The 14,864-nt window shown below is 71.3% G+C and carries 14 protein-coding genes; 2 read left to right on the top strand and 12 right to left on the bottom strand.

The annotated features are described in order from the left end of the window. Nucleotides 1–145: 145 nt before the first annotated feature. From yajC to pgsA, 11 genes are all read right to left on the bottom strand, one after another. On the bottom strand, nucleotides 146–613 hold the full coding sequence (yajC, locus tag OHA37_RS31890; RefSeq protein WP_266910355.1) for a preprotein translocase subunit YajC: 468 nt from the start codon (nucleotides 611–613) through the stop codon (nucleotides 146–148). 165 nt (nucleotides 614–778) lie between these two features. Then, nucleotides 779–1,840 (bottom strand): Holliday junction branch migration DNA helicase RuvB, encoded by a 1,062-nt coding sequence (gene ruvB / locus OHA37_RS31885; protein WP_266910353.1) that lies wholly within the window; start codon nucleotides 1,838–1,840, stop codon nucleotides 779–781. Nucleotides 1,841–2,050: 210 nt separating this feature from the next. Next, a complete protein-coding gene (gene ruvA, locus OHA37_RS31880) occupies nucleotides 2,051–2,683 on the bottom strand; it encodes a Holliday junction branch migration protein RuvA (protein WP_266910351.1) in 633 nt (210 codons plus the stop codon). Then, a complete protein-coding gene (gene ruvC / locus OHA37_RS31875; RefSeq protein WP_266910349.1) occupies nucleotides 2,680–3,216 on the bottom strand; it encodes a crossover junction endodeoxyribonuclease RuvC in 537 nt (178 codons plus the stop codon). Before ruvC ends, ruvA begins: the two co-directional genes overlap by 4 nt. 129 nt (nucleotides 3,217–3,345) lie before the next feature. Continuing rightward, entirely contained in the window at nucleotides 3,346–4,098 is a 753-nt protein-coding gene (locus OHA37_RS31870) for a YebC/PmpR family DNA-binding transcriptional regulator (protein WP_266910347.1), read from the bottom strand. Nucleotides 4,099–4,155: 57 nt separating this feature from the next. After that, nucleotides 4,156–4,749 carry a pyridoxal 5'-phosphate synthase glutaminase subunit PdxT gene (pdxT, locus tag OHA37_RS31865; RefSeq protein WP_266910345.1) on the bottom strand — a complete coding sequence of 198 codons (594 nt, stop codon included), beginning with the start codon at nucleotides 4,747–4,749 and terminating at the stop codon, nucleotides 4,156–4,158. 8 nt (nucleotides 4,750–4,757) lie between these two features. Next, nucleotides 4,758–5,675 (bottom strand): pyridoxal 5'-phosphate synthase lyase subunit PdxS, encoded by a 918-nt coding sequence (gene pdxS / locus OHA37_RS31860; RefSeq protein ID WP_112446777.1) that lies wholly within the window; start codon nucleotides 5,673–5,675, stop codon nucleotides 4,758–4,760. A gap of 152 nt (nucleotides 5,676–5,827) precedes the next feature. Continuing rightward, nucleotides 5,828–6,367: a hypothetical protein gene (locus tag OHA37_RS31855; RefSeq protein ID WP_266910343.1), complete on the bottom strand. Its 540-nt coding sequence runs from the start codon at nucleotides 6,365–6,367 to the stop codon at nucleotides 5,828–5,830. Between the two features lie 701 nt (nucleotides 6,368–7,068). Then, nucleotides 7,069–8,232 carry a glycosyltransferase family 4 protein gene (locus OHA37_RS31850; protein WP_266910341.1) on the bottom strand — a complete coding sequence of 388 codons (1,164 nt, stop codon included), beginning with the start codon at nucleotides 8,230–8,232 and terminating at the stop codon, nucleotides 7,069–7,071. Beyond that, on the bottom strand, nucleotides 8,229–9,152 hold the full coding sequence (locus tag OHA37_RS31845) for a phosphatidylinositol mannoside acyltransferase (protein ID WP_266910339.1): 924 nt from the start codon (nucleotides 9,150–9,152) through the stop codon (nucleotides 8,229–8,231). The genes OHA37_RS31850 and OHA37_RS31845 overlap by 4 nt, the downstream gene beginning before the upstream one ends. Continuing rightward, nucleotides 9,152–9,829 (bottom strand): phosphatidylinositol phosphate synthase, encoded by a 678-nt coding sequence (pgsA, locus tag OHA37_RS31840; protein WP_266910337.1) that lies wholly within the window; start codon nucleotides 9,827–9,829, stop codon nucleotides 9,152–9,154. The genes OHA37_RS31845 and pgsA overlap by 1 nt, the downstream gene beginning before the upstream one ends. Nucleotides 9,830–10,151: 322 nt before the next feature. On the opposite strand from pgsA, the gene OHA37_RS31835 reads away from it, so the two are divergent. Next, entirely contained in the window at nucleotides 10,152–12,365 is a 2,214-nt protein-coding gene (locus tag OHA37_RS31835; protein WP_266910335.1) for an elongation factor G-like protein EF-G2, read from the top strand. Nucleotides 12,366–12,603: 238 nt separating this feature from the next. Next, nucleotides 12,604–14,274 carry a hypothetical protein gene (locus OHA37_RS31830; protein ID WP_266910333.1) on the top strand — a complete coding sequence of 557 codons (1,671 nt, stop codon included), beginning with the start codon at nucleotides 12,604–12,606 and terminating at the stop codon, nucleotides 14,272–14,274. Between the two features lie 27 nt (nucleotides 14,275–14,301). On the opposite strand, the gene OHA37_RS31825 is transcribed toward OHA37_RS31830, so the two are convergent. Next, nucleotides 14,302–14,862 carry an HIT family protein gene (locus OHA37_RS31825; protein WP_254384876.1) on the bottom strand — a complete coding sequence of 187 codons (561 nt, stop codon included), beginning with the start codon at nucleotides 14,860–14,862 and terminating at the stop codon, nucleotides 14,302–14,304. Between the last annotated feature and the right edge of the window lie 2 nt (nucleotides 14,863–14,864).

The raw sequence follows: 14,864 nt of genomic DNA, 5'->3' as shown, positions 1-14,864 counted from the left end.
TCTCCCTGTCCAACCGTCCCGCGCCGGGTCAGCGCGTGGACGGCCACCGAAATGTGTGTGGGGACCCCTGCCCCCCGCAGAAGGGTCACTGGCCAGGACCGTCGGGGCTGCCGGTCAGGCGCCCCGCACGGTCCCCGGCCCAGCGCTACTTCGCGCCGGCCTCGCCGTCGGTCTTGCCGTCCTTGGGCTCGTCGCCCTTGGGCTCCTCCGCCGCGGGCTCGTCGGCCTTGGGCTCGTCCTTCTTGCCCAGGTCGAGCTTGGGTGCGTCGTCCCCGGTCAGGGAGGAAGCGTCGTCCGGGACGACCGGCGTGTCGATCGTCAGATCATCGGTGATGCCGTGGACGATGCGGTTGTACTCCTCGTCCTCCAGCACGGCGCCGATGGAGTTCTTCGCGTAGATCGCGTGAACGCCGGGGGCCACCTCGAGCGTGACGGTGTCCTCGCCGATCTCCTTCACCGTGGCGTACATGCCGCCGATGGTGCGGACGCCGGTGCCGGCGGTCAGCTGGTCGCGCATCTGCACGGCCGCCTGCTGCTTCTTCTTCTGGCTGCGGGTCAGCAGGAACATCGCCCCGATGATCAGCACGAACGGAAGGAGGGACATGATATTCAAGGGACGCAGGTCCTTCGCATCGACCGCACAAGCGCACGGCCTTTGTACGGGGGGTGGGTACGCCGACCGTAAGGGTCGGCATCGGCGGAGTCTAGGCGAGTCCGCACCGATGGAACAACGCCCAGCATGTCACCGCAGTTCCTGAGGGGACGAACGTCCGCGCCGTCAGGTCCCGAAGAGGCCCTGTTGTCCGCTTGATCCGTTCCCGCCCTGCTGTGGCGGAACAAGTCCCAGGTGAGCCCATGCGGCCGGGGTCGCGACCCGCCCCCGCGGAGTCCTGGCCAGGAGCCCTTCCCTGACGAGGAACGGTTCGGCCACTTCCTCCACGGTCTCCCGCTCCTCACCGACGGCGACGGCGAGCGTGGAGAGGCCTACGGGCCCCCCGCCGAAGAGCTTCAGGAGCGCCTCCAGGACGGCCCGGTCCAGCCGGTCGAGCCCGCGCTCGTCGACCTCGTAGACCTTCAGGGCGGTGCCGGCGACCGCGCGGTTGATCACGCCGTCGGCCCTGACCTGGGCGTAGTCGCGGACGCGGCGCAGCAGCCGGTTGGCGATACGGGGGGTTCCGCGCGAGCGGCCGGCGATCTCGGCGGCGCCGGCGGTGTCGATCTCCACGTCGAGGAGCCGGGCGGAGCGGTGGATGACGCGCTCCAGCTCCTCGGGGGCGTAGAACTCCATGTGGCCGGTGAAGCCGAAGCGGTCGCGCAGCGGGGGCGGGAGCAGACCGGCCCGGGTCGTGGCCCCGACGAGGGTGAACGGGGGCAGCTCCAGCGGGATGGCGGTGGCTCCCGGGCCCTTGCCCACGATCACGTCGACGCGGAAGTCCTCCATGGCCATGTAGAGCATTTCCTCGGCGGGCCGGGACATGCGGTGGATCTCGTCCAGGAAGAGGACCTCTCCCTCCTGGAGGGAGGAGAGGATCGCGGCGAGATCGCCCGCGTGCTGGATGGCCGGGCCGGAGGTGATCCGGATGGGCGCGCCCATCTCGGCCGCGATGATCATGGACAGGGTGGTCTTCCCCAGGCCCGGGGCGCCCGACAGCAGCACGTGATCGGCGGTGGCGCCGCGCTGGCGGGCCGCCTTCAGGACGAGGTCCAACTGCTGGCGGACCTTCTCCTGCCCGACGAACTCACCGAGGTCCTTGGGCCTCAGGGCCGCCTCGACGGCCGTGTCCTCGCCGTCCGCCGCGGCTGCGACGATCCGGTCGTCGCTCTCGTCATCCCAGTTCACGGTGTCTGTCTGCCTTCTCGGGGTGGTGCGGTGGTCTGTGCGCGGGCCGTATCCCGGGGCTCCGCCCCGGACCCCCCGCGCCTCAACGCCGGCGGGGCTGGGTGATGACTACCATCAGCCGGACGGGCCGACGCCGGCCATATTCAGCCCCTCCGGCGTTTGAGGAGCGGGGGTCCGGGGGCCGGCCCCCGGCGACGGCGCCGCACCCGTTTACCGGGCTCGGTTCAGGGACTGAAGCGCCGCGCGCAGCAGCTGCGGAACGGGGGCCGAACCGCCGGAGGCGATCGCGGCCTCCGCCTGGGGGGTCACGGCCGAGACCGCCTCGTCCGCGTCGCGGGGTGCGTAGCCCAGGCCGATCAGCGCGGCGGACAGCTGCTCCGACCACGGCGCCGGCCCGGAGGCCACCGCACGCTGCGCGCCGACCATCCCGCTCGACCCCAGCGGAGCACCCAGCTTGTCCTTCAGGTCCAGCAGCAGCTTCTGCGCGCCCTTCTTGCCGATGCCGGAGACCGCCATCAGCGCCTTCTCGTCCCCGACGGAGACGGCGACGCGCAGCGCGTCCGGGCTGTGCACCCCGAGCATGGCCTGCGCGAGCTTCGGGCCGACTCCGCTCGCGGTCTGCAGGAGCTCGAACACCTGGCGCTCGTCGTCGTCGGCGAAGCCGTACAGCGTCAGCGAGTCCTCCCGTACGACCAGGGAGGTCGCCAGCCGGGCCGGCTCGCCGGTCCGCAGGCCCGCGATGGTGTTCGGCGTGCAGTGCACGGCCATGCCCACTCCCCCGACCTCGATGACGGCCAGGGTGGGGGCGAGCGCGGCGACCGGGCCGCTGACGAAGGCGATCATGTGGTGCGGCCTTTCAGGGCGCTGGCATGCCGGTTGACGGCCTGCTGGAGGCGGTTCTGCGCGGGGGCGCGCCAGATGTGGCAGATGGCGAGGGCGAGGGCGTCCGCGGCGTCGGCGGGCTTGGGCGGGGCGGACAGCCGCAGCAGCCGGGTGACCATGGCTCCGACCTGCGCCTTGTCGGCGCGACCGCTGCCGGTGACGGCGGCCTTGACCTCGCTCGGGGTGTGCAGGGCGACCGGTATGCCGCGGCGCGCGGCACACAGCATGGCAACGGCACTGGCCTGGGCGGTGCCCATCACCGTGCTGACGTTGTGCTGGCTGAACACCCGCTCCACGGCGACGACTTCGGGCCGGTACTCGTCGAGCCATTCCTCGATGCCCAGCTCGATCGCGACGAGCCGGTTGCCCAACTCGGCGTCCGCGGGCGTCCGTACGACTCCCACGCCCAGCATCGTCAGGGGGCGGCCCGCCACCCCCTCGACCACACCGACACCGCACCGGGTCAGGCCCGGGTCAACGCCGAGTACGCGCACCCCCGCCCCCTTCTTCGATCTCCTGTACGTGCAGCTTCGCAGGTTATCGGGCGGCACTGACAAAGCAGCGGGCCGACGGGGTGTGTCCCCGTCGGCCCGCTGCGACGCTCTGAGCGGTCGGCGCCCGAATCAGGCGTCGACCTTCTCCATGACCTCGTCCGAGACGTCGAAGTTGGCGAAGACGTTCTGCACGTCGTCGCTGTCCTCCAGCGCGTCGATCAGCTTGAAGATCTTGCGCGCGCCCTCTTCGTCCAGCTCGACCTGCATGGTCGGCAGGAAGTTGGAGTCGGCCGAGTCGTAGTCGATGCCGGCCTGCTGGAGCGCCGTACGGACCGCGACCATGTCGGTGGCCTCGCTGACGATCTCGAACTGCTCGCCGAGGTCGTTGACCTCTTCGGCGCCCGCTTCCAGCACCGTCTCCAGCACGTCGTCCTCGGACAGCTCGCCCTTGGGGAGCAGGACGACGCCCTTGCGGTTGAACAGGTACGAGACCGAGCCCGGGTCGGCCATCGAACCGCCGTTGCGGGTCATGGCGACACGTACGTCGGACGCGGCACGGTTGCGGTTGTCGGTGAGGCACTCGATGAGCACCGCGACACCGTTCGGGCCGTAGCCTTCGTACATGATCGTCTCGTAGTCGGCGCCGCCGGCCTCGAGGCCGCCGCCGCGCTTGACCGCGGAGTCGATGTTCTTGTTCGGGACCGAGCTCTTCTTCGCCTTCTGGATGGCGTCGAAGAGGGTCGGGTTGCCATCGATGTCGGCGCCGCCCATACGGGCCGCGACCTCGATGTTCTTGATCAGCTTCGCGAAGAGCTTGCCGCGCTTGGCGTCAACCACGGCCTTCTTGTGCTTCGTCGTAGCCCATTTAGAGTGGCCGGACATCTGCCTGTCTCCTTCGCGTCACCAACAATGTTCGCCTCAGATCCTACCGGGACGCCGTTACAGCCCCGCGCGCACCATGTCGACGAAGTACGCGTGGACCCGGTCGTCACCCGTGAGCTCCGGGTGGAACGAGGTGGCGAGGACATTGCCCTGGCGGACGGCGACGGTGTGGCCGTCGTACGTGGCGAGCACCTCGGCGGCTCCGCCGACGGACTCGACCCAGGGGGCGCGGATGAAGACGCCCTCGACGGGGCCTCCCTCGATGCCCGCGAAGTCGACCTGCGCCTCGAAGGACTCGTTCTGCCGGCCGAAGGCGTTGCGGCGCACGATCATGTCGATGCCGCCCAGGGTCTCCTGGTCCTCACGGCCGTCCAGCAGCTTGTCGGCGAGCATGATCATGCCTGCGCAGGTGCCGTAGACCGGCATCCCGGCCCGTACGCGCTCGCGCAGCGGCTCCAGCATGCCGAACAGCACGGCGAGCTTCGACATGGTCGTGGACTCGCCGCCGGGGATCACCAGGGCGTCGACCTCGGCGAGCTCCTCGGGACGCCGGACCGGCCTGGCCACGGCGTCAGCCGAGGCCAGGGCGATCAGGTGCTCCCGTACGTCGCCCTGGAGCGCCAGGACACCGATGACGGGGGTGTTCGTCATGGTGATGACTACCAGCCGCGGTTGGCGTAGCGCTCGGACTCGGGGAGGGTGTCGCAGTTGATGCCGACCATGGCCTCGCCCAGGTTGCGGGAGGCGTCCGCGATGATCTTCGGGTCGTCGTAGAAGGTGGTGGCCTTCACGATGGCGGCGGCGCGCTTGGCCGGGTCGCCCGACTTGAAGATGCCGGAGCCGACGAAGACGCCCTCGGCACCGAGCTGGCGCATCAGCGCGGCGTCGGCGGGGGTGGCGACGCCACCGGCGGAGAACAGCACGACGGGGAGCTTGCCGAGCTCGGCAACTTCCTTGACCAGCTCGTACGGGGCGCGCAGCTCCTTGGCGGCGGCGAACAGCTCGTTGTTGTCGTAGCCGCGCAGGCGGGCGATCTCGTTCTTGATCTGGCGCAGGTGGCGGACGGCCTCGACCACGTTGCCGGTGCCGGCCTCGCCCTTCGAGCGGATCATGGCCGCGCCCTCGGCGATGCGGCGCAGGGCCTCGCCCAGGTTGGTGGCGCCACAGACGAAGGGGGTGGTGTACGCCCACTTGTCGGAGTGGTTGACCTCGTCGGCCGGGGTCAGGACCTCGGACTCGTCGATGTAGTCGACGCCGAGGGACTGGAGGACCTGGGCCTCGACGAAGTGGCCGATGCGGGACTTCGCCATGACCGGGATGGAGACGGCCTCGATGATCTCTTCGATCATGTTCGGGTCGGACATCCGGGCGACGCCGCCGTCCTTGCGGATGTCGGCGGGAACCCGCTCCAGGGCCATGACGGCCACGGCGCCGGCGTCCTCGGCGATCTTCGCCTGCTCGGCGTTGACCACATCCATGATCACGCCGCCCTTGAGCTGCTCGGCCATGCCGCGCTTGACGCGGGAGGTGCCGATCGCCGACTCGGCGGACTGCGGGGTGGAGGGAAGCGTGCTCACGGATTGACCTCACTCGAAAGGAAGATTCAGGCGCTACTGGCGATCGCTAGGGCGACCTGGTGGTACTGGACCGAGGAAACCTTCTCGACCAGTCCACGGCAAGGGCCAATGTGCAGCCGGTGGCTCCTTGCGATTTGGCCATTGGGTACAAGTTACGGCCGCTCGGCCAGATCCACCGGAGGCTCGTCGTCCATCTCGAAGGCCAGCGGGAAGGGTGCGTGGCCCGCCAGCCGGAACCAGCGGACCTTGCGGTGCCGGCGCAGGGCCCGGGCCGCGCGGACGGCGTCATTGAGGAATCGCCGCGCCATCGGCACCCGGCGGACCGCCGCCGCGAGCTCCTCGGTGGCCTCCGCCCCGCCCGGGGCCGCCTTGAGCGCGTCGACCTGCCCGACGTCGGCGAACACCGCGCGCAGTGCCTGGCTGAGCTCGCTCTCTGCGACCTCGCGGTGCTCCTCCTCCGCTTGGCGGGCGGCGTGCGCGGCCTCGTACAGGACGAGGGAGGAGGCGGGGTCCAGCACCCCGGAGGTCGCGACCTCCAGCACCACGGAGGCCCGCCGGACGAGCTGCGCGTCGAGGCCGGCGCGGGCGGCGTCCATCCGGGAGTGCAGCCGGTCGAGACGCCCGGCGGTCCAACTGAGGTACACCCCGACGAGGCCGAGGCCGAGGGCAATCCAGACAAGGGTTTCGATCACGGGCCGCGACTCTACCTTTCGACGCGCCCCTCGCACGGCGCGGCCCAAGCGGGGCTCCCCGGCTTCGCCGCGCTGCGCCGGACTCCGTCCGGCGGTGGCCGGTCGAGGGTACGGCCACGGCCGCCTGTCGCCAGGTCCCGGTGAGCGGGTGCGGGTGGGCTCCCCTGCGGGGCGAAGTCCCCTACCCGCCCTTCCACCGTTCCCCGGGCGCTGCCCGGACCCCGGTCCTCACACGCCGGACAGGCTGAGGAGGGGGTACCGGGCTGCGCCCTGACCCCCTGGGGCTCCGCCCCGGACCCCCGCGCCTCAATCGCCGGCGAGGCTGAAATTGCCCTGCGGGCAGTCCAGCGCCCCACCGGCCCGCACGGTCAAAGCCGACACCGGCCCAATCCAGCCCCTCCGGCGTTTGAGGAGCGGGGGTCCGGGGGCCGGCTCCCGGGAACGGCGCCGCACGCGGCAACGGGTCCGGGGCGGAGCCCCGGGGAACGGGCGAAGGGCGGGTAGGGGACTCCGCCCCGCGCAGCGGCACACCCGCAGCCGGGGTCCACCGCGGACGGGCCGGCGCAGCCGAAACCGAACGGACCTGAGCCCAGGCCGGGCCTGAGCTCAGACGGGGCCGGAGTACGGACGGGACCGGAGTACGGACGGGACCGGAGCCGGCCCCTGGCCGGAGCCCGGGGCGGGGGCAGGGCCCCGGGCGGCTACGCGTCTCGGGAGAGGCCCAGGCGGGTGCGGAGCGGGACGCGCTCGTCCTCTGCCACCGCCGTCGCGCCGTCGGTCACCGTTTCGTAGACGGCCAGGATGTCCGCCGCCACCGTCGACCAGTCGAAGCGGCGCACGTGGGCCGAGCCGCGGGTGCTCAGTTCCGCACGGCGGGCGGGGTCGCGCAGGAGGGCGATCGCCGAGGCCGCCAGGGAGTCGGGGTCCTCGTTCGCGAACAGCTCACCGGCCGCCCCCTGGTCAAGGACCTGCGCGAAGGCGTCGAGGTCGGCCGCCAGGACCGCCGCCCCGGCCGAGAGGGCCTCGACCAGGATGATGCCGAAGCTCTCGCCGCCCGTGTTCGGGGCCACGTACACGTCGACGCTGCGCAGCAGTCGCGCCTTGTCCTCGTCCGAGACCATGCCGAGGAACTCGACCCGGGAGCGGAGTTCGGGCGGCAGGGAGGAGACCGCCTCCTCCTCGTCGCCGCGGCCCGCCACCAGGAGGCGTACGTCCGGGCACTTCTCCACGATGCGGGGGAAGGCCGCCATGAGGACCGGCAGGCCCTTGCGGGGTTCGTCGATCCGGCCGATGAAGCCGAGGGTCTGGCCCGACCAGGCCGGGTTCGCGTCGGCCTTGGCGAAGAAGTCCACGTCCACGCCGTTGGGGATGACCACCGCGTCCCCGCCGAGGTGCTCGACCAGCGTGCGCCGCGCGTACTCGCTCACCGCGATCCGGGCGCTGATCTTCTCCAGCGCCGGCTGCAGGATCGGGTACGCCGCGAGCATCGCCCGGGAGCGCGGGTTCGAGGTGTGGAAGGTGGCCACGATCGGGCCCTGCGCCGCCCAGCAGGTCAGCAGCCCGAGCGAGGGGGCCATCGGCTCGTGGATGTGGACCACGTCGAAGACCCCGTCGTGCAGCCAGCGCCGTACGCGGGCCGCCGACAGGAAGCCGAAGTTGAGCCGGGCCACCGAGCCGTTGTACGGCACCGGCACCGCCCGGCCCGCCGACACCACGTAGGGGGGCAGGCCGGTCTCGTCGTCCGAGGGGGCCAGGACCGACACCTCGTGGCCGAGGCCGATCAGGTGTTCCGCAAGGTCCCGGATGTGGAACTGGACCCCGCCGGGCACGTCCCAGGAGTACGGACAGACGATGCCGATCTTCACGCGGAGTGCTCCTCGGGCCGGCCGGCGCTGTCCAGATCGTCGAGCCACAGCCGCTGGAGCATGTGCCAGTCCTGCGGGTGTTCGGCGATGCCCTGCGCGAAGGCGTCGGCCAGCGCCTGCGTCATGGCTGCGGTCTTCTCCTGCCGGGTGCCCGTCCCGGGCACCTCCACCGGGCCGTGGATCCGGCCGTACATCTTCGGCGCGTCCCCGTAGTACAGGGTGGCCGGGAGCAGGACCGCGCCGGTCTGCTGGGCCAGCAGGGCGGGCCCGGCGGGCATCCGTGCGGCCGATCCGAAGAAGTCCACTTCCACCCCGGAGGCCGACAGGTCCCGGTCCGCGACGAGGCAGACCAGTCCGCCGGAGCGCAGCCGCCGCGCGAGCGTGCCGAAGGCGGCGCCGCCGTTGTGCGGAAGCACCTCCATGCCCAGGCTCTCGCGGTAGGCGACGAAGCGGTCGTAGAGGGTTTCCGGCTTGAGCCGCTCGGCGACGGTGGTGAACGGGACTCCGATGTGGGTGACGGCCCAGGCGCCGGCGAGGTCCCAGTTGGCCAGGTGCGGGAGGGCGACGATCACTCCGCGTCCGGAGGCCAGGGCCTCGCGCAGGATGTGGTCGTCCTTCATCTCCACGTCGGTGCTGAATCGTTCCTTGGCCATGGTCGGCAGGCGGAAGGACTCCATCCAGTACCGCATGTAGGAGCGCATGCCCGCGTGCGACAGCTCGCGCAGCCGCTCGGGCGTGGCGTCCGGCACCACCCGGGCCAGATTCGACTCCAGGCGCAGCACGCTCTTGCCGCGCCGCTTCCAGACGAAGTCCGCGATCCGCCGGCCGAGGGCCGCCGCGGCCGGTTCGGGCAGCTTCTTCACTCCGGCCCAGCCGAGCCCGTAGAGCCCGTCGACCAGCTTGTCCTGTGCCTTGCCCATCAGGGCGTACCGCCTTCGGAGGGAGCACCCGCGGCAGCGGCGGCGGCATCGGCCTCGGCCGATTCGCGCCGTACGGTGACCACGCGCTGGATCAGGGTCACGAGCGAGCCCGCCGCGACCACCCACAGCGCGATCGGCAGCAGCAGGCCGATCCACGAGGGGGCGCCGAAGGTTTCCAGACCGGACAGACCGGCCGCGACCAGTGTGATCACGAGGCGTTCGGCGCGCTCGATGAGCCCGTTGACGGCCACCGGCAGTCCGATCGACTCGCCGCGGGCCTTGGTGTACGAGACCACCTGGCCGCTGGCCAGGCAGAAGATGGCGACCGCGCAGAGCGCGTTGTTGTTCCCGGAACCCGCGTACCAGAGTGCGAGTCCGCCGAAGATCGCCGCGTCCGCCACCCGGTCGAGGGTGGAGTCGAGGAACGCGCCCCACCGGCTGGAGACGCCGGCCTGACGGGCCATGTTCCCGTCCACCAGGTCGGAGAACACGAAGAGCGTGATGGTGATCGTGCCCCAGAAGAGCTCGCCCATGGGGAAGAAGACCAGGGCTCCGGCCACCACTCCGGCCGTGCCGATGAGGGTGACCGCGTCGGGACTCACTCCCATCCGGAGCAGAAAAGCGGCGAATGGCGTGAGAACACGCGTGAAGAATGCACGCGCGTACTTGTTCAGCATGGCCTTCCCGGAGGGTCGCTGGGCCGCACGGCCACCACGGCCACCGGCTGGCCCATCGTAGCCAGGGCCCCGGGCCATCGGCGCCGCGCACCCACCGGTTCACACGAGGCGGGCCTTTCTCGGGCCGTTCGCCACGTTCCGGATGCCCTTCCGGTGGCTCCCGGCGGCTCCTGCCGGGCCCCGCCGGGGTCCCCACCCAGGTCCAGGGGCTCCGGCGGTTTCCGCGGTTCCGGTACGACGTATGGACGGCGTGTGACGGCAGTGCAAAGCTCGAAGAAGGCCTTTTCCCCTCCATCCCCTCCAATCGGGAGGCAAGAGCATCGTGGGAGCCGCATCACACCAATCCGGAGCCGCCGGCAGAGCACCGACGGCCGACCGCCCGGCCTCCGTACGGAACGTCGTGCTGGTCGGCCACAGCGGATCCGGCAAGACCACACTGGTCGAAGCCCTGGCCCTGACCGCCGGCGCCGTGAACCGGGCCGGCCGCGTCGAGGACGGCGCCACCGTCTCCGACTACGACGAGATCGAGCACCGCCGCCAGCGCTCGATCCAGCTCTCCCTGGTCCCCGTGGAGTGGGCCGGAATCAAGATCAACATCTTGGACACCCCCGGTTACGCCGACTTCGTCGGAGAGCTCCGGGCCGGACTGCGCGCCGCCGACGCCGCCCTCTTCGTGGTCTCGGCCGCCGAGGACGGCGACGGGCTCTCCGGTGCCACCCGGATGGTCTGGGACGAGTGCGCCGCCGTCGGCATGCCGCGCGCCATCGTCGTGACCCACCTGGAAGCCGCCCGCGCCGACTACGCGCAGATGACCACGGTGTGCGGCGACGCCTTCGGAGCGGACGACCCCGATGCCGTGCGCCCGCTCTACCTGCCCCTGCACGGCCCCGCCGCCCCCGACGGCCACGCCCCGGTGGCCGGACTGCTCGGACTGCTCTCCCAGCGCGTCTACGACTACACCTCCGGCGACCGCGTCGAACGCGACCCGGATCCCGGCGAGCTCGCCCTGATCACCGACGCCCGCGCCCGGCTGATCGAGGGGATCATCGCCGAGAGCGAGGACGAGACCCTCATGGACCGCTACCTCGGCGGCGAGGACATCGACCTCAAGACCCTGGTCGACGATCTGGAGCGGGCCGTGGCCCGCGGCACCTTCCACCCCGTCCTGATGGCCGCCCCCGCCGCCGACGGCGCCCGCAAGGGCCTGGGCACCGTAGAGCTCCTCGAACTGATCACCGGCGGCTTCCCCACCCCGCTGGAGCGCGCGCCCGTCGGCGTCACCACCCCCGAGGGCGCGGCCCGCCCCGCGGTCACCTGCGATCCGGACGGGCCGCTGGTCGCCGAGGTGGTGAAGACCTCCTCGGACCCCTACGTCGGCCGCGTCTCGCTCGTCCGCGTCTTCTCCGGCACCCTGCGCCCCGACGAGACGGTCCACGTGAGCGGTCACGGACTGACCGACCGCGGGCACGAGGACCACGACGTCGACGAACGCGTCGGCGCCCTGACCTCACCCTTCGGCAAACAGCAGCGCACCCTCGCCCACTGCATCGCCGGCGATCTGGCCTGCGTGGCCAAACTCACCCGCGCCGAGACCGGCGACACCCTCTCGGCCAAGGACCACCCCCTCCTGATGGAGGCCTGGTCCATGCCCGACCCGCTGCTCCCCCTCGCCATCGAGGCCCACAGCAAGGCCGACGAGGACAAGCTCTCCCAGGGCCTGGCCCGGCTGGTCGCCGAGGACCCGACCATGCGGCTCGAACAGAACCCGCACACCCGCCAGCTCGTCCTGTGGTGCCTCGGCGAAGCCCATCAGGACCTCGCCCTCGAACGACTGCGCACCCGGTACGGGGTCCAGGTCGACCCGGTCCCGCACAAGGTCAGCCTCCGCGAGACCTTCGGCGCCAAGGCCGGCGGCCGCGGACGGCACGTCAAACAGTCCGGCGGGCACGGCCAGTTCGCCATCTGCGAGATCGAGGTCGAGCCGCTTCCGCCGGGCAGCGGCATCGAGTTCGTCGACAAGGTCGTCGGCGGAGCCGTGCCCCGCCAGTTCATCCCGTCCGTGGAGAAGGGGGTCCGCGCGCAGGCCGCCCGGGGGCTCGCGGCCGGATATCCGCTGGTCGACGTACGCATCACCCTGCTCGACGGCAAGGCCCACTCGGTGGACTCCTCCGACGCCGCCTTCCAGACCGCGGGCGCCCTCGCCCTGCGCGAAGCCGCCGCCGGGGCCTCGGTCCGGCTCCTCGAACCGGTCGCCGAGCTCGCCGTGCTCGTCCCCGACGAGTACGTCGGCCCCGTCATGAGCGACCTCGCCGGCCGCCGGGGCCGCGTCGTCGGCACCGACGCGGCGGGCACCGGCCGCACCCGGGTCCTCGCCGAGATCCCGGAGATCGAGATCGGCCGGTACGCCGTCGAGCTGCGCTCCGTATCGCACGGCACGGGGCTGTTCAGCCGTACGTACGCGCGCCACGAGCCGATGCCACCGCAGATAGCGGACAAGCTGCGCGAACAGGCAGGGAAGGGAAGCCAGCTGACATAGCGTCACCCGGGCCGCCCACCCAACCCGCTTGCGGTGGGCGGCATTTGGCTGTCCCATGACCACGGGGAGGAATCGGCCGATAGGCTCGTCCGCGGGTGAGGCGGGCAGGCCGAACGGGTAGACCAAGCGGACAGGCCGAACGCACAGGGCGGGAACGCCGCACCGGGAACACCTCCGGAGCGGGCGGCATCGCGGGCAGGCCCGCACACGAGTACGACGCACAGCGATGGGGGCAGCGGTGGCGGACGACGGATTCGACTTCAGGCCCGGGGCACAGATCCCGCTCCAGGGCGGCGGCGGCCAGACCGCCGCGACGAACGCCCTCGCTTCCGCCGCCTACCGGGACGGCGGGCGCGACACCAAGCTGGAAGAGATACTCAAGGCCAACAACGAGCACTACGAGTCGGTCATCAAGCCCGGCAAAATCCCCCAGCTCGCCCCCAACCTCGGCGAGGCCTTCTGCCGCGCCGTCGAAACGCGCACCATCCCGCCCGCCCGCAAGCCCCTCATCCAGTCCTTCGGCGCCGACCCGCAGACGGTCGTCGAGCACTGTCTGGCCGCTTCGCGGATCCGCAAGGAGCGCGACCGTAAGCTCCGCCTGATCATGCTGGCCTGCGGCGTGGCCTTCCTCCCGGGCCTGCTCCTGTGGCTCGGGCTCTTCTGGGGCCGCAAGGCCCTGTCCTCCTCCGACGCCAAGCGTGCCTCGTGGCTCGGCACGGCGCTGCTGGTCGGCGTGGGCATGGTGGTCGCCGTGCTGATGTTCCGGCTCCCGGTGACCGGGTTCCTGGGCATCTACGTCCGCGCGATGGTCATCGCCCCCGTCCTCGGCTGGTTCCTCGCCAGGCGGCTCTGCCAGGCCACCGCCACCGACCTGCGCTCGCGCTGGGACGGCCTCATCGACGGCGGCGGAGGGGTGGCCGCCAAGATCCCCGAAGCCGTCCCGGGCAACCCCGACGAGAAGGCCCGGGAGGATCTGCGCCACTCCCTCGCCAAGCTCACGGCCGAAGACCGCAGCAACGCCGCCTTCTACGCCGGGCCCAAGGGAATCCTCGGCATGGGTACCCGCTGGGGCAGCTGGCAGATGGCCGAGGAACTCGCCCCCAAGAACGAGGGCGCCGAGATCCACCCCTTCCGCAGCTGGGACGTCGTCCGGGCCATCGACGCCGAGCTCCGCAAGCTGGAGCGGGGGCCCCTGCACACGGGCGGTCTCCCACCCGCCTCGATCCAGCACTGGATCGTCACCCACGTCGGAAAGGGAGCCAAGGAGGTCGCCCGCCCCACCGGAGCGGACGTCGACACCTTCCTCGTCAAGCCGCACGAGATCACACGGATCTGCAACGAGCAGCAGTTCAACAAGGGCACCCGGCACTACCTCGGCATCCAGTACCCGGTCTGGGACGGCCAGCTCGTCATCACCATGCTGGTCACCGTCACCGTGCTCTACAAGACCCTCCGCGTGGAGGTCACCGGCCACGCCCTCGGCCCCGTGCACGGTCTGTTCACCACCAAGTCGAAGGCACCGACCGACGAGGTCCACAAGTCGGTACGGTTCTGGGAGACCATGGAGCTCCTGCGGCCGGTGGTCGAGACGGACGAGGTCATCCGTCTCACCGTGCGCGCCCCCTTCACCTGGTACCCGCCGCTGCTGGACCACCTCGGCGGCAAGCTCGTCCTCCCGGAGCCCTTCGGCGTCCGCCATGTCTGGGCGGACCAGCCGTGGGAGCACCGCTTCATGGCGGACGACGCCATGCGCACCGCGACCCCGGTCCTGCGGGCGGTGCACACCGCCGCAATGCGCGTCCTGGAGGAGAACGGGGTCGACACCGACCGCTTCACCAACCGGTCGAGCATCGTCAGCGGTCTGATCCAGGACGCCGCACCGCGCAAGGCGGACGTCTACGACGCGTGAGCCCGCGCGGACGCCCACGGGCACGCCCTAGTCGGTGGGCCAGGCGTCGGCGAGCATCTGGCGGGTGTCCGCGAGGAGTTGGGGCAGCACCTTGGTGTGGCCCACGACCGGCATGAAGTTCGTGTCCCCGCCCCAGCGGGGCACGATGTGCTGGTGCAGGTGCGCGGCGATGCCCGCGCCGGCGGCCTGGCCCTGGTTCATGCCGATGTTGAACCCGTGCGCACCGGAGGCCTTGCGCAGCGCGACCATCGCCCGCTTCGTGAGGTCGGCCAGTTCGAGGGTCTCGGCGGCGTCCAGGTCCGTGTAATCGGCGACGTGCCGGTACGGCACGACCATCAGGTGGCCGCCGTTGTACGGGTAGAGGTTCAGCACGGCGTAGACGTGCTTGCCCCGGGCCACGACCAGTCCGTCCTGGTCCGACATGTCCGGAATCCCGCAGAAGGGACAGCCGTCTCCGGCCTCCGGCCCGGTCGGCTTGTTCTCCCCCTGGATGTAGGCCATCCGGTGGGGCGTCCACAGACGCTGGAACGCGTCCTGCGTGCCCACACCGATCTGCTGCTCCGGCTCAATCGTCATGGGATGCAGCATAT

This window comes from Streptomyces sp. NBC_00335, assembly GCF_036127095.1.
Lineage (GTDB): Bacteria > Actinomycetota > Actinomycetes > Streptomycetales > Streptomycetaceae > Streptomyces.
This window is presented reverse-complemented; position numbering and strand designations above follow the sequence as displayed.